16 protein-coding genes and 1 tRNA gene are annotated in these 21,468 nt (G+C 67.2%); 8 read left to right on the top strand and 9 right to left on the bottom strand.

Features of this window, described 5'->3' with window-relative positions:
- Positions 1-201 precede the first annotated feature (201 nt).
- The 3 genes from ASD13_RS10450 to ASD13_RS10440 form a co-directional block, all read right to left on the bottom strand.
- The gene (locus tag ASD13_RS10450; RefSeq protein ID WP_162246289.1) at positions 202-1,422 is read right to left on the bottom strand and encodes an FRG domain-containing protein; all 1,221 of its coding nucleotides are present in this window, start codon (positions 1,420-1,422) and stop codon (positions 202-204) included.
- A gap of 183 nt (positions 1,423-1,605) precedes the next feature.
- Positions 1,606-3,495, bottom strand: coding sequence for a UvrD-helicase domain-containing protein (locus tag ASD13_RS10445; protein WP_162246288.1), 1,890 nt, complete (start codon positions 3,493-3,495; stop codon positions 1,606-1,608).
- 5 nt (positions 3,496-3,500) lie between these two features.
- Positions 3,501-5,438, bottom strand: a complete 1,938-nt coding sequence (locus ASD13_RS10440) for an ATP-dependent nuclease (protein ID WP_055869018.1) — start codon at positions 5,436-5,438, stop codon at positions 3,501-3,503.
- Positions 5,439-5,800: 362 nt separating this feature from the next.
- On the opposite strand from ASD13_RS10440, the gene ASD13_RS10435 reads away from it, so the two are divergent.
- Together ASD13_RS10435 and ASD13_RS10430 are read left to right on the top strand one after the other, a co-directional pair.
- Entirely contained in the window at positions 5,801-6,793 is a 993-nt protein-coding gene (locus tag ASD13_RS10435; protein WP_055869017.1) for a TIR domain-containing protein, read from the top strand.
- Positions 6,794-7,053: 260 nt separating this feature from the next.
- On the top strand, positions 7,054-8,571 hold the full coding sequence (locus tag ASD13_RS10430; RefSeq protein ID WP_235562521.1) for a DUF4041 domain-containing protein: 1,518 nt from the start codon (positions 7,054-7,056) through the stop codon (positions 8,569-8,571).
- A gap of 77 nt (positions 8,572-8,648) precedes the next feature.
- Here ASD13_RS10430 and ASD13_RS10425 read toward each other — a convergent pair.
- Positions 8,649-8,721, bottom strand: a tRNA-Arg gene (locus ASD13_RS10425).
- 16 nt (positions 8,722-8,737) lie between these two features.
- The gene (locus ASD13_RS10420) at positions 8,738-9,553 is read right to left on the bottom strand and encodes an SGNH/GDSL hydrolase family protein (protein WP_055869180.1); all 816 of its coding nucleotides are present in this window, start codon (positions 9,551-9,553) and stop codon (positions 8,738-8,740) included.
- 92 nt (positions 9,554-9,645) lie between these two features.
- Between ASD13_RS10420 and argS the strand changes: the two genes are divergently transcribed.
- Both argS and ASD13_RS10410 read left to right on the top strand, forming a co-directional pair.
- The gene (gene argS / locus ASD13_RS10415) at positions 9,646-11,310 is read left to right on the top strand and encodes an arginine--tRNA ligase (protein WP_055869016.1); all 1,665 of its coding nucleotides are present in this window, start codon (positions 9,646-9,648) and stop codon (positions 11,308-11,310) included.
- Between the two features lie 40 nt (positions 11,311-11,350).
- Entirely contained in the window at positions 11,351-12,196 is an 846-nt protein-coding gene (locus ASD13_RS10410) for an LmeA family phospholipid-binding protein (protein WP_055869015.1), read from the top strand.
- Between the two features lie 3 nt (positions 12,197-12,199).
- On the opposite strand, the gene ASD13_RS10405 is transcribed toward ASD13_RS10410, so the two are convergent.
- The 4 genes from ASD13_RS10405 to ASD13_RS10390 are packed head-to-tail and all read right to left on the bottom strand — an operon-like array spanning position 12,200 to position 15,530.
- Entirely contained in the window at positions 12,200-12,964 is a 765-nt protein-coding gene (locus ASD13_RS10405) for an alpha/beta fold hydrolase (protein WP_055869014.1), read from the bottom strand.
- Between the two features lie 2 nt (positions 12,965-12,966).
- On the bottom strand, positions 12,967-13,548 hold the full coding sequence (locus tag ASD13_RS10400; protein WP_055869013.1) for a TetR/AcrR family transcriptional regulator: 582 nt from the start codon (positions 13,546-13,548) through the stop codon (positions 12,967-12,969).
- A complete protein-coding gene (locus tag ASD13_RS10395) occupies positions 13,526-14,428 on the bottom strand; it encodes an alpha/beta fold hydrolase (protein ID WP_055869012.1) in 903 nt (300 codons plus the stop codon). Before ASD13_RS10395 ends, ASD13_RS10400 begins: the two co-directional genes overlap by 23 nt.
- 55 nt (positions 14,429-14,483) lie before the next feature.
- A complete protein-coding gene (locus tag ASD13_RS10390; RefSeq protein ID WP_082531462.1) occupies positions 14,484-15,530 on the bottom strand; it encodes a YihY/virulence factor BrkB family protein in 1,047 nt (348 codons plus the stop codon).
- A 147-nt stretch (positions 15,531-15,677) separates the two neighbouring features.
- Between ASD13_RS10390 and lysA the strand changes: the two genes are divergently transcribed.
- The 4 genes from lysA to rho all read left to right on the top strand — a co-directional run bounded on the left by lysA (position 15,678) and on the right by rho (position 21,462).
- Complete coding sequence (lysA, locus tag ASD13_RS10385) at positions 15,678-17,096, top strand: diaminopimelate decarboxylase (RefSeq protein WP_055869011.1); 1,419 nt, start codon at positions 15,678-15,680, stop codon at positions 17,094-17,096.
- Positions 17,097-17,117: 21 nt separating this feature from the next.
- The gene (locus ASD13_RS10380; RefSeq protein ID WP_055869010.1) at positions 17,118-18,422 is read left to right on the top strand and encodes a homoserine dehydrogenase; all 1,305 of its coding nucleotides are present in this window, start codon (positions 17,118-17,120) and stop codon (positions 18,420-18,422) included.
- 2 nt (positions 18,423-18,424) lie between these two features.
- Complete coding sequence (gene thrB / locus ASD13_RS10375) at positions 18,425-19,387, top strand: homoserine kinase (RefSeq protein WP_055869009.1); 963 nt, start codon at positions 18,425-18,427, stop codon at positions 19,385-19,387.
- Positions 19,388-19,551: 164 nt separating this feature from the next.
- Positions 19,552-21,462, top strand: a complete 1,911-nt coding sequence (gene rho, locus ASD13_RS10370) for a transcription termination factor Rho (protein WP_055869008.1) — start codon at positions 19,552-19,554, stop codon at positions 21,460-21,462.
- The last annotated feature ends 6 nt before the right edge of the window (positions 21,463-21,468 follow it).

Genomic DNA, 21,468 nt, shown 5'->3' with positions numbered 1-21,468 from the left:
GCTCACGGACGTGACCCGTACGACCTTTGTGGGTTGTACGCATAAGGTGTTTTGCCGCGTGATCTCGGCGGAATTGGCGTGGCTTGCGGATGTCAATCCTCCACAACCTCCGGCGTAATCCTCCAGCTCCGTAATGCTTGTGCGGCGACGACTCCCGATTCCGGTCCGGTCGATGCTCTTAGCGTGGTCGTTGCCGGAATGCTAAGGGAAGTGGGTTCCCGTACGCGTCACCCGATACTCCATCGTCGGCGACTTGAGGTCCTTCACCAGACCCATCAAGTCCGGGTATATTGTCGCCGTTGAGAGCCCTGCCGTCTGCTCCAGATAGTCGCGAAGCGTCGGCTTGAAGCTCGGGGGGATGTGGATGGTGACGAACGGCACGAAGCGGCTAAGGTCCTCGGGGATTGCGGCGTGCTGTGACGGGCGTCGGTCGTAGGGGACCGGCACGCCGAGGAATGACGTGGCGTTGGCGATCTCGGTGGTGTTCCAGTGCTCACCGAAGTACTCAGAGTACAGGTCCGCGACAGGCGTCGTGACGATGCTGGATGCCCCGATAAGGAACCCCGCGCGTTGCGCCCGCATGCGGTCGTTCCCGGCCGCCGGCGGGAACCACGGCCACATCGAGGTTCCTGTTCCCCAGTCGAGCTTTCGGCGGAGGTCTTCCGAGTCCCATTCGTGCCAGAACGGCGTTGCATCTTCCGTCGGGAAGTCAGGGGCCGGCTTCTTGAGGGCCCATACGACGACGCGTGCGGCCTTCGACTCGAGCTTTGGGCCAGGCTCGACAGCAAACCAGCTGGCGACGTTCGGGTCGACGCTGACGTCCAGCAGACGCGTTGGCGCACCGTTGTGCTGCAGAAGCGACAGGAAGCTCATCGCGGGTGTCGTCGGAATGCCCCACTGGGATGCGACGGCGAATGCGCGCTGCTCGTAATCGACGAGGTGCTCTTCGGATCCATCGCTGCCCTCCATCTCGACGAGATGACGGTGCAGGGAACTCTGCACGGGCCATGCGGCATTCTGCTGTCCACGCCAGACGAGGCGCCGGCCACTGTAGTTGCTCTGTATTGTCGCGATGACATGCAGGAACTGGTCGATGCTACGCACGGTCACCGCGTGCTTGCCGAAGAATGCTCGAGGGCTGTTCTCTTTCCGTGCCGCGGGCCCTGCGGGCTTCTCCCCGCCGTCCAGTTCTGGTGGCGGGTAGAGCTTCTCATCGGACGATGCGTTGGCCGCGGCCCGGGCGGAGAAATCCAATAGTGATGCCCACTGTCCGCCGGGTGCGATGCTCTTGCGCAGCACCTCATCCATGCGCTCGCGTACTTCGGCGAGTGCCGGGGAGCTCGCAATGATCCGGTCGCCCATCTCGTCGAGCTGCTCTCGAAGAGAATGGCGTTGAAGGATGCCGTGCATGAGATCATCCATGGCCGGAGAGATCTTCCGGAGGATCTCAGCCGAGTCGCCCGAGTACATCTGGGAAGCTGCTCGCTCTGCGAAACGGCGGATCTGCTGTTCGGTCTCAGGCGGCAGGACGATGTCGTCGGAGTCCTCTGGTTCTGGCACGTTCGTCATGCTACTGGTGCGTGCGGCTACCGGCGGATCTCGCCCTCAATCCAATTCCAGGAACGGGACGCCAGCCTCTTCGAGCTCGTTGTACAGATCGCGGACCTTCCGGCGAGAGACTCCATGGGTCGTATGGGTGAAGACGATTCGTTCCGCAGCGCGGGAGACCCCGACGAAGAACGTCATCGTGGATTCGATGGAGTTGTTGGCGTGCGACCACCACTGGTCGTCGTCGAGACCGACGATGAACACCGTGTGATACTCGAGGCCTTTGCTGCGGTGGATCGTCATGAGGGGCACCGCGTCGTCCTGACGGAATACGTCCGCCACCTCGTTCCAGGCCGAGGCCTCCTCCAGCACTGAAGCCAAACGAATCCCGAAAGCGGCGAGCTTGGTAGTCACCTCGTCACGGTTCTCCGCGAATCGGCGGGAGCCGCTGAGCTCCTCCATGCTGATGAAGCTCGTCACTCGGTCGAGGACGGCTGACGCAAGCTCCGTCCCACCGGTCGTTGCCGGCAGCGACTCGTTCGTCTCTCGGAACCACGTCCGCAGGTCGGTGAGGAACACGCTCAACCGGTCCTCCCACGAGTCCCGTCGACGCCGCGTCTGCTCGGGCAGCGCCTCCAACGTGGAGGTGACGTTCATCCAGGCATCGGGTTCACCACCGATAGAAGCTCCGAGCCGGATCACGTCCATGAGGAGGGCCGCGAGCTCGTCGCTGAGAAGGTCTTGCAGCCGGATCACGCCGACGAGGAGGTCATCGTTGCGGACACGAAGGTCGTGTTCTTCGAACGCTGCCCGGAATCGCGGTTCCATCTGTGCGACGTGTTGGCGAGCGAGGATCGCGTAGTCGGACGCCGTCCGGCCCGAATCGTCCATGTCCTGCCGAATCCATTCACCGATCTTTGAGGCTTCGGAGTCCTCGTCCGCGAACGACCAGACCTGCGCGGGTGTATCACCCGTCTCACTCAGCACGTGGGAGGTCTGCTTGCTCGCCTCCGGGCTTAGGATCTTCGCGAAGCGATGCTGTAGCTCCACAAGCTCCGGCGAGGAGCGATAGTTGGCGGTCAGAACGAAAGGTTCGGCAGTGAAGTCCACTTCGAACTCCGAGAACGCGTCGTCGAGCGCGCCCGCCCAGCCCATGATGCGTTGGTTTCGGTCACCGACGGCGGTGACCTGCGCGCCAGAACCTGCGAAGACCTCTTTGAGGAACGAGTACTGCGCGAAAGTGGTGTCTTGGAACTCGTCCACGAAAACGAACGGGTAGGTCGCGGCCAGGGCCGTTCGTAGCTGAGGGCTCGTGCGGATGATGAGTTCCGCGAGCCGGTTAAGCATCACGAAGTCCACGGTCGGACGTGCGCGCCCAATGTAGTTCTGCGTCCACCATGCGTGTACCGCATAGGCTTCGGCCGTCTGCGGAGACAGAAGATCGTCATCCAGAGAGGTTGCGCCGACGTACTTGGCCAGGAAATCGAATGCGCGGATGGCCAGGATGTCGTCTTCCAAGTGCGGGGGCGCGGAGCCGGCGATGCCGTCGAGGAAGCTCTTGATCTCACGCTCGTTGGAGAACCCGATCTGGTACTCGGTCAGCGCCCACGGTGCCGGCAATAGTGCGGAGAACCGGTCGACAATCATCTTCGTGAATGCGTCGAACGTCATCGAGGTGAACCTGGGCGCGTACTCCGGCAGCCTCTTCTGCACGCGGTCTCGAAGGTTCGAAGCGGCAGACTTCTTGAAGGAGATCGCGAGGATCTCCTGCGGGTGTGGGCAGCGGCCGGTCTGGAACAGAAATCCTGCGCGTTGTGCAAGGAACTCCGATTTGCCCGAGCCTGGCCCCGCCGCGACGGACGCGGACCCTGCCTTCAGGGCCGCCCAGGCCGATTCTTCGAGATCGTCGATGCCTTCGCCGAGGGGTTCCCAGTCGTCCTCGCTCACCAGCATCAGTCGCCGACCGCCTTGCCGATGCGGTCCAACAGCTTCCCGAGGCCTCCGTCAAGACTCGCGAGATCGGCTTCGGGCACTCGAGCGAGCGCCCGGAGGTGGCTGCTGGGCTTGGAGTTGGTCAGGAATAGGTATCGGTACCAGCGAAGATCCGATATCCGGGCGGCACGATCCCACAGAGCGACGTTGGGCCTAACGTCCGCAGCGCCGAGGACAGCAGACCGCGGGATCGTCTTTGACATCGGGCCGCGGCCTCCGGGGACCTTGACGCGGTAGGCGTCCGGGAACTCCATGAGCAGACGCATGTCCAGGTCGAGGGGAGCTGAAAAATACACCCCGTACCTCCGGAGATGCGTGAGCCACGGTGCGATCTTCTGGATGGTGTCGAGACCCTTGAGGTCGGCAACCGACGTTGCCCCTCCGGGTGCTCCATCGAACGGGTCGTAGCCGATCTTCTCCAGCTCGTTGCACACGTCCTTCAAGCGGTCTCCGCCACCGCCTGCCCGACCGAAGTCGAGGTCCAGGAGCGTCGCGTACGGGATACCGAGGCCGTCGAGGAGCCGCCAGAAGTAGTTGGTGTGACGCCCGCCCAGCGGGACGACAGCGACGAACGACTGGTCGATGTGGATGCCGCGGGCGGCGGCGAGGATGGGGAGAACGACGGATTCTGATTCTCCCTCGCCGAGGACCACGAAGCGCGCGAAGTACAGCTCGGGGTAGGAACGTACTGCCTGGCGCAAGTACTTGCCCGCGTCGGTGTTGGGCGCAGGCAGGGGGACTTCCCGCACCTTCGTCGTCAGCTTCTTGCGGCGTAGGCGGAAATGGCGGATCTGGTCGGGTTCGATCCGGGACACGACGCTCGCCGAGTGGCTGGAGATGATGGTCTGGGACCTGCCGCGCTCCGCGACATTCAGCAGCTGCTGGACGACGCGGGACAGGAAGAACGGAGAGAGGTTGTTCTCCGGCTCTTCGAGGATGAGCAGCGTGAGGACCGGTAGCGACGACGGTGTGAGGTCGAATGTGTCCGGATGCTTGCCGCCCACGATCTCACGTTCGATGTCCAATGTTGCTGCGGTCAGAGCGATATGCAGGAGCGAGCGTTGACCATCGCTGAGCTCCCCGGCCGACCGAGTACGCCCGGTAGGGGACGGCTCGAACAGCATCTCCGCGTTGGAGACCATCACGCGCAGCACACGGTTGATTGGCTCGAAGGTGGGGTTTGTCTCGGACTTCAGATGGTGCAGTTGCTGCCACCTGGTCGTGATGGCTTCTGTCACGGATTTGACGACCAGCTCATCCTTGAACTTCGTGGAGAGCTCATCGGCCGCGGTGGTGAGGTGGTCTCGGAACGTGTCGGACCACTGGCTGGCCCTCCAGAGCCTGCCGCGGAGGAAGCCCGTCACCTCGCGCGCCCCGTCGCGGGTCGCCGGGACGTAGATGGCCTGAATCTTCTCGCGTGCAGCTTCATCGAAGCGAGCGGTGCGACCTTCGACGTCATCGTCGAATGTGTAGACGATCTTCCGCTCGGTGCGAATCGTGCCGGAGGCGGGGCCTTCATCTGTCCACGTTGACTCCAACACGATGCGCAGCTTCAGTTGCCCGTCGTCGTCGGCGGTCATGTGTCGGAAGAATTCCGGTACCGTCTGCGCAGCATCCGAGTCGGGGTCGTCCAGTTCGGGGAACGCGAAGACCGCTTCGATGCGCATCTCGCGTGAAACCGGCGCTTCCTCCTCATCGGCGGGAACGTGAAAGTCGGACAACCGGATGGCGCGCTGCTCGGCAACGACACTGAACAGGCGCAGCAGTGCTTGGCTGGCGGCTGTCTTGCCGGTCGCGTTGCCGCCGAGGAACGCTGTGAGTTTCTCGTCGAACGAGATAGATGTCGGTGTCGGCCCGAAGCTCTGAAAGTTCAGCAGCGTAAGTCGTTCAAGGAACATTGCGCGGTCCTTCTCGTTTCAGCGCCGCTCTTGCCTAATATGCCAGCATGCGACGACGTCGTCGACACCTACCGTAGCTGTCGACGCTCGCTAACAAGGCCAAGCGAGGGCGCGGTGGGGAGCCTGGATGGCGAGTCTCATCGCCATAGCTTCTGCGCGTAGGGCCTCTCAGCCTAGGGTGAGCAACCCAGCTGTCGGAGAACGATGGGAGTACAGGGCGCCGTCGAAGCCGTCGAGAGTACATTCGCCACGAACGTGCTGGTGAGTCGCGCGGAGGCCTCCTAGTCAGCATCCCCATACTGGATAGATCATCTGGCAGAAATTGCCGCAGCCGCTCTTGGCACCCGTCATAGGATTCAGCTGTGCCATCTACGTTCTTCCTGCGAACCGACACCCGCTACTTCGCTGCTGCTCTCGCGGAAAACACGACGCACTCTGGAATCGACACTTTCGAGATGTCTCTTGGTCTCGCCACGGCCGGCAACAAGGGGGAACGGGCGAACCAGATCGTCGCGTTCATGTTCGGTGAGTCAGACACTGATGCTCTCGTGATCTCGATGCTGAACTACCTCTACGTAGAGAACCCGTACGCAGATACGACTATGAGGAGCCAGTCCTATCTGAACCTCAAGCAGTACGTTCTTGACCGCCGTGGGGTCGAGATGACGGACAACGGCTTCGCTCTCCCGGACGGTCGAGATGCTGATGCCCTCGAGCGAGTGGAACGTGAGCCCGCTGCGCGGCCCGACTCCGCGGACTCGACGAGCGATATGTCATGGCTGTCCGCGACATCGTCACCTTCCGAGCTAGCGCGTCCAGTAATGCGAGACTCGACGAAGGTCTTCGTGGTCCACGGTCGCGATCTACGGCCAGTGACAGTGGTGAGGCAGTTCCTCCAACATCTTGGGCTACACATGCTGACCTGGTCGGAAGCTGTGGCACTCACGGGGCAGACTCAGCCTCACACTTACGACATCGTGCGGGCGGGGATGGACGGCGCCGCCGCTATCGTGGTGATCTTTTCACCGGATGACCTCGCCCGCGTCAAGGATGACTACTCCGAGGTGGGCGACGCAGATCGCGTTCCGACCGGGCAACCGAGACAGAATGTGCTCCTTGAAGCGGGGCTCGCGTTTGGGATTGGCCGCGAGCGAACCATATTCGTCAAGAGTGCATCGACACGAGACATCTCGGATATCGACGGGTTCAACTGGGTGAAACTCAATGGCGCGTACGAAAGCCGACTCGACTTGAAGGGTCGTCTCCAGCGCACGGGCGCAGCGGTGCGCGCTGGGGAGTACGATCTCGCCGATCCGATTGCTGGCCCATTCGCCGTCGCGGGCGGGACAGCCTAGGAGCAGGTCGGGCGACTCCGCCAGCGTGCTCACAGTGACGGTCTCGGTAGGTTGGCCAACTCCGCGTCCACCTAACCTTTCCGGGCTACATACGAAAGCCGCGACCCTCTCCAGTCGGCGTCCGGAGAATCGCTCTGTCGAGCCTGTGCGGAACGCGAATCAGGCCCTCCCGGGCGGATTTGGGTGGTCCATGGATCGACTCTGTCGGCGCGAGAGAACGGCGGTCGGTCCGCGACTTGACTGTGCGCTACGTTGAGCGAGTGACTGAACAGACTGTGCAGGCCGGTTGGCATCCAGATCCGTCTGGGCAGTTCGAGCAACGGTACTGGGACGGCGCGGTGTGGACGGAACACGTCTTCGCTGCCGGTGCGCAGACCGTTGCTCCGCTGGCGCGCAGCCGCGCAGAGGCTCGAGCGCTTGTATCGTCGCCCGCGGGCGGTTCGGCCCCGGCGCAGAACCCTCCCATCGTTGAACCGGTCTCGGTTGCGGCTGCTCCGGCAGCTGGAAGACAGAACGCGCTCGTCCTCGAGAGCATCCCGCTCGTCGGTGCACGCAAGCACGCCGAGAAGCTCCGCTCGGAGGTCGCCCGGCTTCAAGGGCTCATCGACCAGTACGGGCTGCAGGAGGTGGCCGCTCTCGATGACCTGAAGCGCCACCTGAACCAGGAAGTCGATGGCGTGCGCGGGCAGGTCGCAGCCGCCTCGGCGGAGCTCGCATCGCGTCAAGCGGACATCGCTTCGACGCAAGCCTCGCTCCTGGACCTGCGCGGAGCCGTCGAGGTCCAGGAGCTCGGTCTCTATGACTACGAGCATCCCGCCGAGGACTCGGTCGCCTTGGCCACGCAGCTCGAAGCACTGCGCGCAGACATCAAGACGGCGGTCCGCTCCGGCCGGGCCACGCAGGCGACGAGCAACTTCACCTTCAACAACAGCACGGCCAAGGGTGCGAAGTTTGTCCGCGACATGTCGAAGCTCATGCTCCGCTCCTACAACGCCGAGGCCGAGAACTGCGTCAAGGCTGTCCGCGCCGGGAACCTGGCCACCGCTCAGAAGCGCCTCACCACGGCGCAGGAGCAGATCGCTCGTCTCGGCACGATGATCGACCTGAGCATCACGTCGTACTTCCACCAGCTTCGTCTCCGCGAGCTCGAACTCGCCAACCGGCATCTCCGTGCCGTCCAAGAGGAGAAGGAAGCGGAGCGCGCGCACCGCGAAGAGCTTCGGGAGCAGCGCAAGGCTGAGAAGGAACTCGCCGCCGAGAAGGCGCGCCTCGAGAAGGAACGCGGGCACTACGCGAACACTATCGCTGCCCTAGAAGCTAACGGTGACCTCGAAGGTGCGGAGCGCATGCGGGCACGCCTCGCCGATGTCGAACACGCCATCGAGAACGTCGACTACCGTGCCGCGAACATCCGCGCCGGGTACGTGTACGTCATCAGCAATGTCGGCTCCTTCGGACCAGACGTTGTGAAGATCGGCCTCACCCGGCGTCTCGAACCGATGGACCGCGTCAACGAACTCGGGGATGCCTCCGTGCCCTTCCGGTTCGACGTCCATGCCCTGTTCTTCGCCGACGATGCGGTCAGCATCGAAGCGATGCTGCATCAGCACTTTGCCGACCGGCGCATCAACCAGATCAACCTGCGTCGCGAGTATTTCCGCACAACGCCAACTGAGGTGCGCGAGGTGTTGAAGGCGCACTCTGTCGAACTGCTCGACTTCAAGCTGGAGCCCGCAGCGGAGGAGTACCTGGCGACTCGTGCGCTGCAGGGTAGTTAGTAGCGTCGCGCCTCGGCACGCAGGAAACAGAAGAGGGACCGTCCACCTGGACGGTCCCTCTTGCTCGTATACCTTTGTGCCCCCGACAGGAGTCGAACCTGCGACCTACGGTACCGGAAACCGGCGCTCTATCCACTGAGCTACGGAGGCGTACCGATCGACAATATCACTCGTCGGGGGTGGACTCCGACCCACCGGCCTCGGTGACCGGGGCGGTGCGCAGTTCATCGAGGGCGGCCGCGAGTCTCTCCGCCAGGTAGCGGTGCCCGTTCGTGGAGGGATGCCTGCGCCCCACCTCCACGTCGATCACGTCGAGGTAGTTCTGTGCGGTGATCCACTCCTGGGCGATGGGGGAGATGTACCACCAGCCGCGTGCGGCGGCGAGCGCGGAGAGATCGGTGTCGATGCGTGCGGTGGCCGCTCCGACGGGGAGCTCGTGCGGAGCGGGACCGAGCACCACGATCGTCGCCTGCGGGTACGTGGCGGCCAACGTGTCCCACGCGGCGTTCACGGCGTCGCGGTAGCCGGCGACGCCCTGTGCACGGTCGTTGATCGATCCCTGGATGATGACCAGGTCGGGCGTGGCGGACGGGTCGAGCGCGGCGATGCGCTCTCCGAAGGTGGGGCCGTCGAGTCCGGGCTTGAGATATCCGCTCCCGCGGACGCCGTCCACAATCGTCTCGCCGCCGAGGAGGTCGGCGAGGAGGTAGGCGTAGCCGAGGGTCGGGACGGTCGCGGCAGAGCCGTAGGTCCACGAGTCCCCGAAGACGAGCACCGTGGGCTTCTCCGGCAGCACGAGCGGTGCCGGTGCGATGACCGTGGACGTCTCGGATGCGCCATCGGCGGCGGCGCTGATCGGGGTCGTCGCCGGTGCGGGGATCCACGGACGCCACACCCCGAGAACCACGGCTGCGACGGCGAGCAGAAGCCCGGCGACGATGCCAGCCGCACCCACACGGCGTCGGGCGGTGGGCGGCTTCATGGCATGAGAGTAGATCACCGGAGGCCGAACGCAAATTCGTCGTCGTCCGCGCCGTCGGCCGAGGTCTTCCGGCCCCGTAAACTGGGGAGGCTATGAACCCCGAAACCCTCGCCGCAGCCCTCCTCGCCGTCCTCGCACCGATCGCCGAGGAACGACGTCCCGGCGAGCCGCTGGAGCTCTCCGCATCCGACATCGTGCTGGAGCGCCCCCGCAACCGCGACCACGGCGACTGGTCCTCGAACATCGCCATGCGCCTGGCCAAGCCGCTCGGTACGAACCCGCGCGAGCTCGCACAGCAGATCGTCGACGGCCTCGCCGCCGTCGACGGCATCGCGAGCGCCGAGGTCGCAGGCCCGGGGTTCATCAACGTCCGCCTCGATGCCGCTGCCGCCGGTGCACTGGCGAAGGTCATCGTCGATGCCGGCTCCGCGTACGGCACGAACACCTCTCAGGCCGGCGTCAGCGTGAACGTCGAGTTCGTCTCGGCGAACCCGACCGGACCCCTGCACATCGCCCACACGCGCTGGGCAGCTCTCGGCGACTCGATCGTGCGCCTGCTCCTCGCCAGCGGTGCGAACGCCGTCCGCGAGTACTACATCAACGACGCGGGCGCGCAGATGGAGCGCTTCGCCGTCTCGGTCCTGGCCGCGGCCAAGGGCGAGCCGACACCCGAGGGCGGCTATCCGGGGGAGTACATCACGACCCTCGCCGGTCGCGTTCTCGAAGCGCGTCCCGACTTGCTGTCACTCCCCGACGCCGAGCAGTCGAGCGTCGCACTCGAACTCGCCTACGGGTTCCAGCTCGCCGAGATCAAGAGCTCGCTCGATCGCTTCAACGTGCCGTTCGACGTCTGGTTCTCCGAGCGCACGCTGCACGCGAAGGATGCTTCCGGAACGAGCCTGATCGATCAGGCCGTCGATCGCCTCCGCGAGCAGGGCCACGTGTTCGATGACGAGGGCGCCGTCTGGGTGCGCACCACCGACTTCGGCGACGACAAAGACCGCGTCATCCGCCGCTCGAACGGCGAGTACACGTACTTCGCCGCCGACGCCGCCTACTACCTGAACAAGGGCGACCGCGGCTTCCAGAACAAGATCTACCTGCTCGGCGCCGATCACCACGGCTACGTGCACCGCCTCAAGGCCATCGCCGGTGCGGCGGGGGAGGACCCGGAGAAGAACGTCGAGGTGCTGATCGGCCAGATGGTCTCGATCAACGGGGCCCGTCTCAGCAAGCGCGCGGGCAACATCATCGAGATGGACGACCTGCTCGACTGGCTCGGCACCGATGCGCTGCGGTACTCGCTGGAGCGCTCACCTGCGGACTCTCCGCTCGATCTCGACCCCGAGCTGCTGCAGAAGCGCACGAACGACAACCCGGTGTTCTACGTGCAGTACGCCCACGCGCGCACGTACAACGTCGCCCGCAACGCCGGTCAATCGGGCATCGATCGCTCCGAGTTCGCGCCGGAGACGCTGACGCACGAGAGCGAGAGCGCCTTGCTCGGCGCGTTGCAGGAGTTCCCGCGCATCGTGGCGTTCGCCGCCGAGGTGCGCGAACCCCACCGCGTCGCCCGCTATCTCGAGGAGCTCGCCGGCCTGTACCACCGCTGGTACGACAACTGCCGCGTGATCCCGCTGAGCGACGACCCGATCGAGAGCGTGCACCGCACCCGCCTGTGGCTCAACGACGCCACCGGCCAGGTGCTGCGCAACGGGCTCGACCTCCTCGGAGTCTCGGCGCCGGAGCGCATGTAGCGCACGCACGCCTCCTGCTCGGTACGGCAGGATGGCAGTCATGAGCGACGACAACCAGACCCTGCCGTATCCGGATGCCGCGGCGGAGCATCCGACGCTCGTGATCCCGGGTTCCGCGCCTGACGCTGCGGACGCCGCACCGCGGACACGGCCGCGGTGGCCCTGGGTGCTGCTCGTCGTGGTCGTGGTCCTCGCCGCTCTCGTGGTCGCCGCGGAGTTCATCGCACGAGCCGTGCTGCCAGGAGTCGTGCGGTCGATCGTCGTGGAACAGCTCGATCTGCCCTCCGACCAGCAACTCGATGTGCAGACGGAGGGTCTGCTGCTGCCGCAGTTGATCGGCGGCACACTCGACACTCTGCGTCTGTCCACGGATTCCGTGACGCTGGAGGGCATCACCGGAGCTGCCGATGTGACCGCGACGGGCGTCCCGCTGCGCGGGGGAGATCTCGGTGGTGCCACCGGGACGATCCGCATCGATCAGGAGCAGTTCACCGCACTGCTCGCTGGCACCGATCTGCCCGTGGAATCGGTGGAGTTCGCGGCCCCGAACGCCACGGTGAGCGGGTCGATCAGCGTGCTCGGAGCGGCGGTGCCGCTCTCGCTGACCCTCACGCCCGGCACGGTCGACGGTGACCTCGAGCTCACACCCGTCGGGGCGAGCATCGGCGGACTCGACATCGATCTCGACCGGGTCGCCTCCACTCTCGGCTCCCTCGGCGAAGGCCTGACCCAGCCCCAGCGGGTGTGCATCGCCGATCAGCTGCCGGCCGGGCTCACCCTCACGGGGCTCGAGATCATCGATGGCGCGGCCGTGATCGACGTCGACGTGAACGGAGCGATCGTCACCGACACGACGCTCCAGGACAAGGGCGTCTGCCCCAGCTGACCCTCAGTGCCCCGGAGGCTCAGCGACGTCGGGACGGTCGCCGAACGTCGCGGCGATGTGGCGTGCGAGCCAGGCGGGCCGCTGCAGCGGGATACCGTGTCCGCACCCCTCGACGACTTCCAGGTCGCTGTGGGGGAGCGACGCATGCAGGAGTGCGGCCGACCGCTTCATGAGCGACCTCTCCTTCGCGCCGACGAGGATGGACGCGGCGCCGGGGTAGGACCGCCAGGTGTCCGGAGGTGCGAAGCGGAGGTTCTCCTCGACGGAGCGCAGCAGTGTCTCTCGGGAGATCGTGCTCGATGCCTGCAGGTAGTCGTCCAGCAGCTCATCCGGGACGAACAGCTGCCGTGCCTGCATCCTCGCGAACCACTCCCGTTTCGCCAGTCCCGCCGTCGCGGACAGGAGCGCGAGGGTGGGGCGGGTCGCCCGCATCGGCACGGCCTGCGCGCTGATGACGACGGCATTCCTCACGCGGTCGGGGTGCAGTGCGGCGAGCTGGACGGTCAGCTGCGCCCCGAGCGAGAACCCGACGATGGTCGCCGTTCGGCCCTCCTGCTCCAACACACGGGCGAGTCCCGTGGTCGTCGCCGTGTGAGAGACATAGGTCTCGTCTGCGCTGCGTCCGTGACCGGGCAGGTCGGGGACGATGACGCGTACGCCCTCGCCGAGATGGGTGCGCAACGGCTCCCACATCCATCCGGCGACGCCTCCGCCGTGCAGGAGCAGCAGCGGATGCCCGTCGCGGGCGCCGAAGGTCTCGACGTGCATGGTCAGTTCCTCTCGAAGGTCTCGGCCATGCGGCCGATCGTGTCGATGGCCCGTTCGAGGTGGGCGGGCTCGAACGGGCCGAGCAGTCGCGCCGCGGAGAGCAGCCCGATCGAGGCGCTCGACAGCGCCAGGGCGAGCGCCTCGACGTCCACGTCCGCCACGATCTCCCCCCGGTCCTGCAGCGCGCGGAGCCACTCGATCACGCGTCGCTGCCGATCGCGATACCGGCCGTCGGTGACCTCCACCACGTGTTCCCCGAGGATGCCGTGATCGTCGAGGAAAGCCGCCGTCATCAGCGCGTCGTCGCTCAGAGCGCGGGCGCTCGCGCGATACGCCGCACTCAGTCGCGGTCGGTCACCCAGCTCACGGCTCACACGGTCGTTCATACGCGTCGTCCCGCGCTGCAGGAGCGCATCCAGGATCTCGCGCTTGCCGGCGAACTCCAGATAGACCGCGCCTTTGCCGATCCCTGCACGGTCGGCGATCGACGCCACGCTCATGGCGTCGAACCCGTGGGCGAGCACGAGTTCCTCCGCGGCATCGAGGATGCGGTCGCGACGGTCAGGGACGCGGGGGCGGGGCATCGGTGGTCCTCTCCAGGTGGTCGAGCATCGCGGGGATGACGACGTCCGGACGATCGCGCTGCACCCAGTGGCCGGCACCGGGAACGGTCACCAGCGACACCGCGGGCAGCAGCTCGGCGGCGGTGCGGATGCGCGCGAGCGGGACTCCCGAGTCGCGATCACCGTGCACGAGGAGCGTGGGCGTCGTGATCGATGGCAGGTGCGGGGTGTAGAGCGTGCGCAGTCGATTCCAGAGCACCTGCTCGTGCTGCCACTGTGCGAAGGTCTCCAGACCGGTGCCGACGGCGGCCTCGGTGAGCACGGCCTCGACGAGTTCAGGAGTCCGTGCCTGCGGAGTGCGCACCAGGTCGCCGAGGCCGCGTTCCATCGCGGAGCGGTTGCGCGCGTAGGAGCGGGTCATCGCGGCGAGCAGCCCGGTGCGCAACAGCACGAAGGTGCCGAAATGGGTGATCCGGCCGACGAGGCCATCGGCCAGCCGCGGCATCAGCCCATAGCATCCGAGCAGCACGGCGGATCGCGCGCGCCCGGGCTGATCCAGGAGATGCCCGAGCGTCATCCCGCCGCCGAGGGAGAGGCCCGCGATCGCGTAGTCGTGCAGACCGAGCCCGTCGACGAGTTCCCCCACATGCCGCACGAGTCGCTCCTGCGTGAGCGGCCACTCCGCGCGGGCGCTGCGTCCGAAACCGGGATGGTCGGGCGCGAAGACACGGTGTCCGGCTGCGGCGAGGGCTGCTCCGACCGCGCCCCAGGAGAGCTCGGCACTGTCGGCGCCGCCTCCGTGCAGGAGCAGCACCGGCACTGCGGACTCGCACTCGGGTCGCCATTCCAGGGTCGAGACCGTGGAATGGGGGAGGGTGATGCTCGTGCGTCGGGGATCCATGATGCCCTCTCGTTGTGACCAATCTAGACGATCTGGTCACAACCAGGAGCGCGGATCAGGAACCCGCGTCGGCGGCCGCCGCCTTCTGCGCCGCGCGGAGCTCGGCCGTCGCGATCCGCACCTCGACCTCCGCGCGCTGCAGACGTCGCTCGGGGAACGTGGTCGCCGCGTATCTCGCGTGCACCCGGTCGGTGCTCTCCTCCTCGGCGGTCACGATGTAGGCGCAGGCGAACAGCATCACCTGAGCGGAGAAGTTCAGCCAGATCAGCAGCGCGAGCAGCGAGGCGAAGGAGGCCAGGAGCGGGTTGCTGGTGGCGCCGCCCACGAAGAGGCTCGACAGCTCCTGCAAGGCCAGCAGACCCAGCGCACCCAGCAGCGCGCCGGACCAGAGCGACCGTGCTGACGGGCGGACACCGGAGAGCAGGAGGAACACGCCGATGATGATCACCGCGTCGAGCGCGAACACGACGAGGAGCGACACCAGGCGCACCGTCCACGTGGCCACCGGAGAGTCCTCGGGGAGTCCGAGCAGGCCGGTGATCCACACGATGCCGAGCTGGCCGGCGAAGGTGAGGAAAGCCGAGGCGACGAAGGCGAGACCGATTCCGATCGCGAGCGCGAGGTTGCGCAAGATCACCCAGATCCAGAGGATGTCGTCCTGCAGGGTCCCCGCCAGCACGCGCACGGCTGCGCGCAGGGAGCCGATGGCTCCGAGCGCCGCGCCCACGAGCGCGACGAGCGAGATGATGCCGGCGATCGACAGCGAGGCCGGTGCGCGCAGGTCCTCGGTCTTGATCACACCGTCCTCGCCGATCAGCCCCGGCACCGCCGACTGCACCGCGTCGATGATCGCCTGCCACGCGACCGGGTTCCCGGCGAGCCAGAGTGCAGCGATCGAGAAGCCCAGCAGCACGCCGGCGAACACGCTGAAGAGCGCGCGGTACGTGACGCTGTCGGCGAGCATGGGGCCGCGGCGTTCGATGTACAGCAGCGCAGCGCGCACCGGGCGACGTGCGAGCGCCCAGGCGATCAGCGGCCCGGTGATGCGCGCGATGAGACCCGGACGCGCCGGGGAGTCTGTTCGTGTTTCGCTGTTCGTCACGACCCCACCCTAAGAGGCGACGATGACAGGATGCAGGGGCTTGACGCCGCGCGTCGCCGTGACGAAGGTGGCGGGGCCGGTGCCCTAGAATCGGGTCAACCTCGATGTGCGCGCCCTGCCCGAGATCCTTCCCACGATTGGTGATCAGTGCTTCTCCCTGCCGATTCGCTCGCTCCGGAATGGCTTGCCGTCCCTGAAGACGCGAACGATCTCGCCGACGGCGTCTGGCCGGCCTCCGCGACGCGCGACGCCGATGGTGCGATCGATATCGCGGGCGTCAGCGCCACCACGCTCGCCCGCACCTACGGCACCCCGCTGCTCGTGCTCGACGAGGACGAGGTGCGCGGCCGTGCGCGGCGGTTCCGGCTCGCCTTCGACCAGGCGGCTGCCGAGAACGGCACCACGGCGCAGGTGTACTACGCGGGCAAGGCCTTCCTCTGCACCACGGTCGCGCGCTGGGTAGTCGACGAGGGACTGCGCGTCGACGTGTGCACCGGGGGAGAGCTCGCCGTCGCCCTCGCCGCCGGAGTCGCACCGGCCTCTCTCGGTTTCCACGGCAACAACAAGTCGGTGGCCGAGCTCGAGCGGGCGGTCGAGGTGGGCGTGGGCACGATCATCGTCGACAGCGCCATCGAGATCGAGCGGCTCGCGGCCATCGTCGCCCGCACCGGAGCGACGCAGCGTGTGCTGGTGCGCGTGATCAGCGGCGTCCACGCCGAGACCCACGACTTCCTCGCCACGGCGCACGAGGACCAGAAGTTCGGCTTCCCCTTCCCGGACGCCGAGCGGGCGGTGGCACGCATCCGCGAGATCCCCGGCCTGGTGTTCGCGGGCCTGCACTGCCACATCGGCTCGCAGATCTTCGGCGTCGCAGGTTTCCGCGAATCGGCGTCCCGCGTGCTCGACCTGCACGCGTCCCTGCTCGCGGACGGACCGGTGCCGCAGCTCAACCTCGGCGGCGGGTTCGGTATCGCCTACACGCGGGTCGACGACCCGACTCCGATCGAGGGACTGGCGGCCGCCATCGTCACCGCGGTGGCCGAGGACTGCGCGGCCAGGGGCATCCCCGTCCCGGCATTGTCGTTCGAACCGGGGCGCGCCATCGTCGGCACGGCCGGTGTGACGATCTACGAGGTCGGCACCACGAAGGACGTGACGATCGATTCCGGAGCCGTGCGCCGTTACATCAGCGTCGACGGCGGAATGAGCGACAACGCGCGTCCGGCCCTCTACGGCGCGCAGTACTCGGCTCGCCTCGCCTCGCGCGTCGGAGAGGGCGAGCCCTGCCTCAGCCGCGTGGTGGGCAAGCACTGCGAGTCCGGTGACATCGTCGTCGATCACGAGTACCTGCCCGAAGACCTCGTGCCGGGCGATCTGCTCGCTGTGCCGGCCACCGGTGCGTACTGCGTCTCGCTCGCGAGCAACTACAACCATGTCCCGCGTCCTCCTGTCGTCGCCGTACGCGGCGGGCGCTCGGCGGTCATCGTCCGTGGCGAGACCATCGATGACGTGCTGGCCCGCGACGCGGGCATCGACGGGGCGATCGCCCCCGAGGGAGACCAATGACCCACCTCCGAAGGAGTAACCATGACTGACTACCGACGACTTCGTGTGGCGCTGCTGGGTGCCGGAGCCGTCGGCTCTCAGGTCGCGGCGCTCCTGCTGCGCCACGGCGATGAGCTCGCCGACCGTGCCGGTGCTGAGCTGGAGCTCGCCGGCATCGCCGTGCGCGACGTCGACGCTCCGCGTGACGTGGACCTGCCCAAGGAGCTCTTCACCACCGACGCCGAGTCGCTGATCCTGGGCGCCGATATCGTGATCGAGCTCATCGGCGGCATCGAGCCGGCGCGCACGAGCATCCTGCAGGCGATCGGCTCCGGCGCCGATGTCGTCACCGCCAACAAGGCGCTGTTGGCAACGCACGGCCCCGAGCTGTTCGAGGCCGCCGACCGCGTCGGTGCCTCCGTGTACTACGAGGCTGCAGCCGCCGGCGCGATCCCGATCATCCGTCCGCTGCGCGACTCGCTCGCCGGTGACCGCGTGGTGCGCATCATGGGCATCGTGAACGGCACCACCAACTACATCCTCGACCGGATGGACACCGAGGGCGCCGACTTCGCCGACGTGCTCGCGGACGCGCAGCGTCTGGGTTACGCCGAAGCCGATCCGACGGCGGATGTCGAGGGCTACGACGCCGCGCAGAAGGCGGCGATCCTCGCGAGCCTCGCGTTCCACACCGCTGTCCCGCTGGAAGCCGTCTACCGCGAGGGCATCACCTCGATCACGGCATCCATGATCGAAGAGGCACGCGCCGCCGGTTTCGTGATCAAGCTGCTCGCCGTGTGCGAGCGGATCGAGGCGAACGGTGCCGAGTCGATCTCGGTGCGGGTATACCCGGCCCTCGTGCCCGCGTCGCACCCGCTCGCCTCCGTGCACGGCGCGAACAATGCGGTGTTCGTCGAGGCCGAGGCCGCCGGATCCCTCATGTTCTACGGAGCTGGGGCCGGTGGTGTGCAGACCGCATCCGCCGTGCTCGGCGACGTCGTCTCCGCCGCCCGCCGTCACATCGCCGGCGGTGTCGGGGTGGGGGAGTCGACCCGCGCGAACCTCCCCGTCGTGCCGATCGGCCACGTCACGACCCGCTACCAGATCACTCTCGAGGTCGCGGACGCGCCCGGTGTGCTCGCCACGGTCGCCGGCATCCTCAGCGACGGCGGCGTCTCGGTCGCGACGGTCGTGCAGACCGTCGAGGGAGAGGACGAGCCGACGGCACGCCTCATCATCGGCACCCACCGCGCCACCGAGCAGGCGCTCAGCGCCACGGTCGATGCTCTCGCCGACAGCGAGGTCGTCGCCCGTGTGGTCTCGGTGCTCCGGGTGGAAGGCGAGTGACGATGGCGGCAGCCTCCGCGACCGCGTCGGACGGTGCGGTCGAAGGCCGCACGGTCGAGGTGCGGGTTCCCGCGACCAGCGCGAACCTCGGCCCCGGTTTCGACACGCTGGGCCTTGCTCTCAGCGTCTACGACACCCTTCTCGTGACGGCGCTGCCCGCGGGCCGGCTCGAGATCGAGGTGACGGGCTCCGGCGCGAGCGAGATCCCGCGTGACGAGTCGAACCTGATCGTGCGCACCATCGCGTACGTCTTCGCCGACGCCGGGCGTCCGGTCCCCGGGCTGCGCATCGTCGCCGAGAACGCCGTGCCGCACGGGCGGGGGCTCGGCTCCTCCGGCGCCGCCGTCGCCGCAGGAGTCCTCGCCGCGAAGGGGCTGCTCGAGGGCGATGTCGAGATCGGCGACACCGACCTCCTCCGCCTCGCGACCGAGCTCGAAGGCCACCCCGACAACGTCGCGCCGGCTCTCTTCGGCGGTCTCACGATCGCGTGGATGTCGGAGCGCGGACCGCAGCACAAGAAGCTGCTCGTCCACCGTGGCGTCTCGCCCCTCGTGCTCGTTCCCGCGTACACGATGTCGACATCGCAGGCGCGGTCGCTGCAGCCGCCGCAGGTCTCCACCGCGGATGCCGTGTTCAACGTCTCGCGCTCCGCGCTGCTGATCGCCGCGCTCATGCAGAGCCCCGAGCTGCTCCTTGACGCCACCGCCGACCGGCTCCATCAGGACTACCGGGCAGGAGCCATGCCCGAGACGCAGCGTCTGGTGCAGGCGCTGCGCGCAGCGGGTTTCGCCGCCGTCGTCTCGGGAGCGGGGCCCAGCGTGCTCGTGCTCGCAGACGGGCCGGGCAGCCGCCAGGACGCGGTCGAGCTGGCCGATCGAGTCACCGACACCCCGTGGGAGGCGCTCCTGCTCGCAGTCGACGTCCGTGGTGGTACAGTGGGGACTCGAGCGGAGGGCTCCACGTAACTGCGTGAATCTGGCCCCATTGCAAATCTTGCAAGACCCGCACGCAAATCCCTGTGGCACAAGTGCCGAGGCTGGCTGGCGCCGAGCGTCAGCCCGTGCGATCGCGCGCAGCACCCGTTGTGTGCGTTCAACGCTCATTCCCCATGACATATAAGGGAGTACTCGTGGAGAACCTCTCCGAGACCCAGAACGACCAGTCGGCGCCTACCGCCGAAGCACCCGCGGCATCCGCGGAGTCGGCCACCGAGTCCGCACCGGCGCGTAAGCGCGCACCGCGTCGCGCCAGCACCGCCACGGCGGCAGCCAAGGCCGAGAAGGCCGAAGCGGCGAAGGCCGAGAAGGCCGCGAAGTCGGATGCTGCGCCCGAAGCCGCCGCCCCCGAGACGGCATCCGCAGGTGCGGAGCCCACCGAGGCCGCGCCCAAGGCGAAGGCGCCGCGTCGCAGCCGTGCCAAGAAGGCCGATGCCGAGGCTCCGGCCGCCGACGCCGCTGCTGCGGAAGCACCCGCCCCCGAGGCGGCACCCGCCGAGGCTCCTGCCGAGCCCGCCCCCAAGACGACCGGGCGTGGACGCCGCGGTGCGCAGAAGCCGGCCGCCGATGCCGAGGCACCCGCCGCGGAGCAGGCAGCGGAGTCCGCCTCCGAAGCCGCTCCCGTGGAGACCTCGCAGAACAACGACTCCGACTCCTCCGATGGTGGCGAGGAGCAGGGCGGTCGCGGCCGCAACCGCAGCCGTAGCCGCAATCGCGGACGCGGGCAGAACGGCGCCGCGCAGGAACAGCAGCAGCAGCAGGCGCAGCCGGCGGCTGACGATGACCAGGCCGGCGGCAACAACCGCAACCGTCAGCGCAACAAGCGCCGCAGCGGTACCCCGACCGACGAGTTCGACACCGAGATCGGCGAGGACGACGTCCTGATCCCGATCGCCGGCATCCTCGATGTGCTCGACAACTACGCTTTCGTCCGCACGACCGGCTACCTCGCCGGCCCCAGCGACGTGTACGTGTCCCTCGGACAGGTGAAGAAGTACAACCTGCGCAAGGGCGACGCCGTCGTCGGCTCGATCAAGCAGCCCCGCGAGGGCGAGCAGCAGGGTCGCCAGAAGTACAACGCGCTGGTCAAGGTCGACTCGATCAACGGCCTCTCGGTCGACGACGCCGCCACCCGCGTGGAGTTCGGCAAGCTCACGCCGCTCTACCCGCAGGAGCGTCTGCGTCTGGAGACGGCCCCCGAGAAGCTGACCCAGCGCATCATCGACCTGGTAGCCCCGATCGGCAAGGGCCAGCGCGGCCTCATCGTCGCGCCGCCCAAGGCGGGCAAGACCATCGTGCTGCAGCAGATCGCGAACGCGATCGCGCAGAACAACCCCGAGGTCCACCTCATGGTCGTGCTCGTCGACGAGCGCCCCGAAGAGGTCACCGACATGGAGCGCACGGTGAAGGGAGAGGTCATCGCCTCGACCTTCGATCGCCCCGCTGAGGACCACACCACGGTCGCCGAGCTCGCGATCGAGCGCGCCAAGCGCCTGGTCGAGCTGGGCCGCGACGTCGTCGTGCTGCTCGACTCGATCACCCGCCTCGGCCGCGCGTACAACCTCGCCGCCCCGGCCTCGGGTCGTGTGCTGACCGGTGGCGTCGACGCCTCGGCGCTGTACCCGCCCAAGCGCTTCTTCGGTGCCGCGCGCAACATCGAGAACGGTGGATCGCTCACCATCCTCGCGACCGCGCTCGTCGAGACCGGTTCCAAGATGGACGAGGTCATCTTCGAGGAGTTCAAGGGCACCGGCAACAGCGAGCTGCGCCTGTCGCGCTCGCTCGCCGACAAGCGCATCTTCCCGGCCGTCGACGTCAACGCGTCGAGCACCCGCCGCGAAGAGATGCTGCTCTCGGCCGACGAGGTCAAGATCACGTGGAAGCTGCGTCGCGCCCTCGCCGGCCTCGACCAGCAGCAGGCCCTCGAGGTCGTGCTCGGCAAGCTCAAGGAGACCAACTCCAACGTCGAGTTCCTCGTGCAGATGCAGAAGTCGATCCCGACGCTCCCCTCGGGCGCGCACGGGCACGACAACAACATCCGCTGAGCGGCT

Source organism: Microbacterium sp. Root1433D1 (genome assembly GCF_001426835.1).
GTDB lineage: Bacteria > Actinomycetota > Actinomycetes > Actinomycetales > Microbacteriaceae > Microbacterium > Microbacterium maritypicum.
Note: the sequence above shows the minus strand (reverse complement) of the source record. Positions and strands in the feature narration are given on the sequence as shown.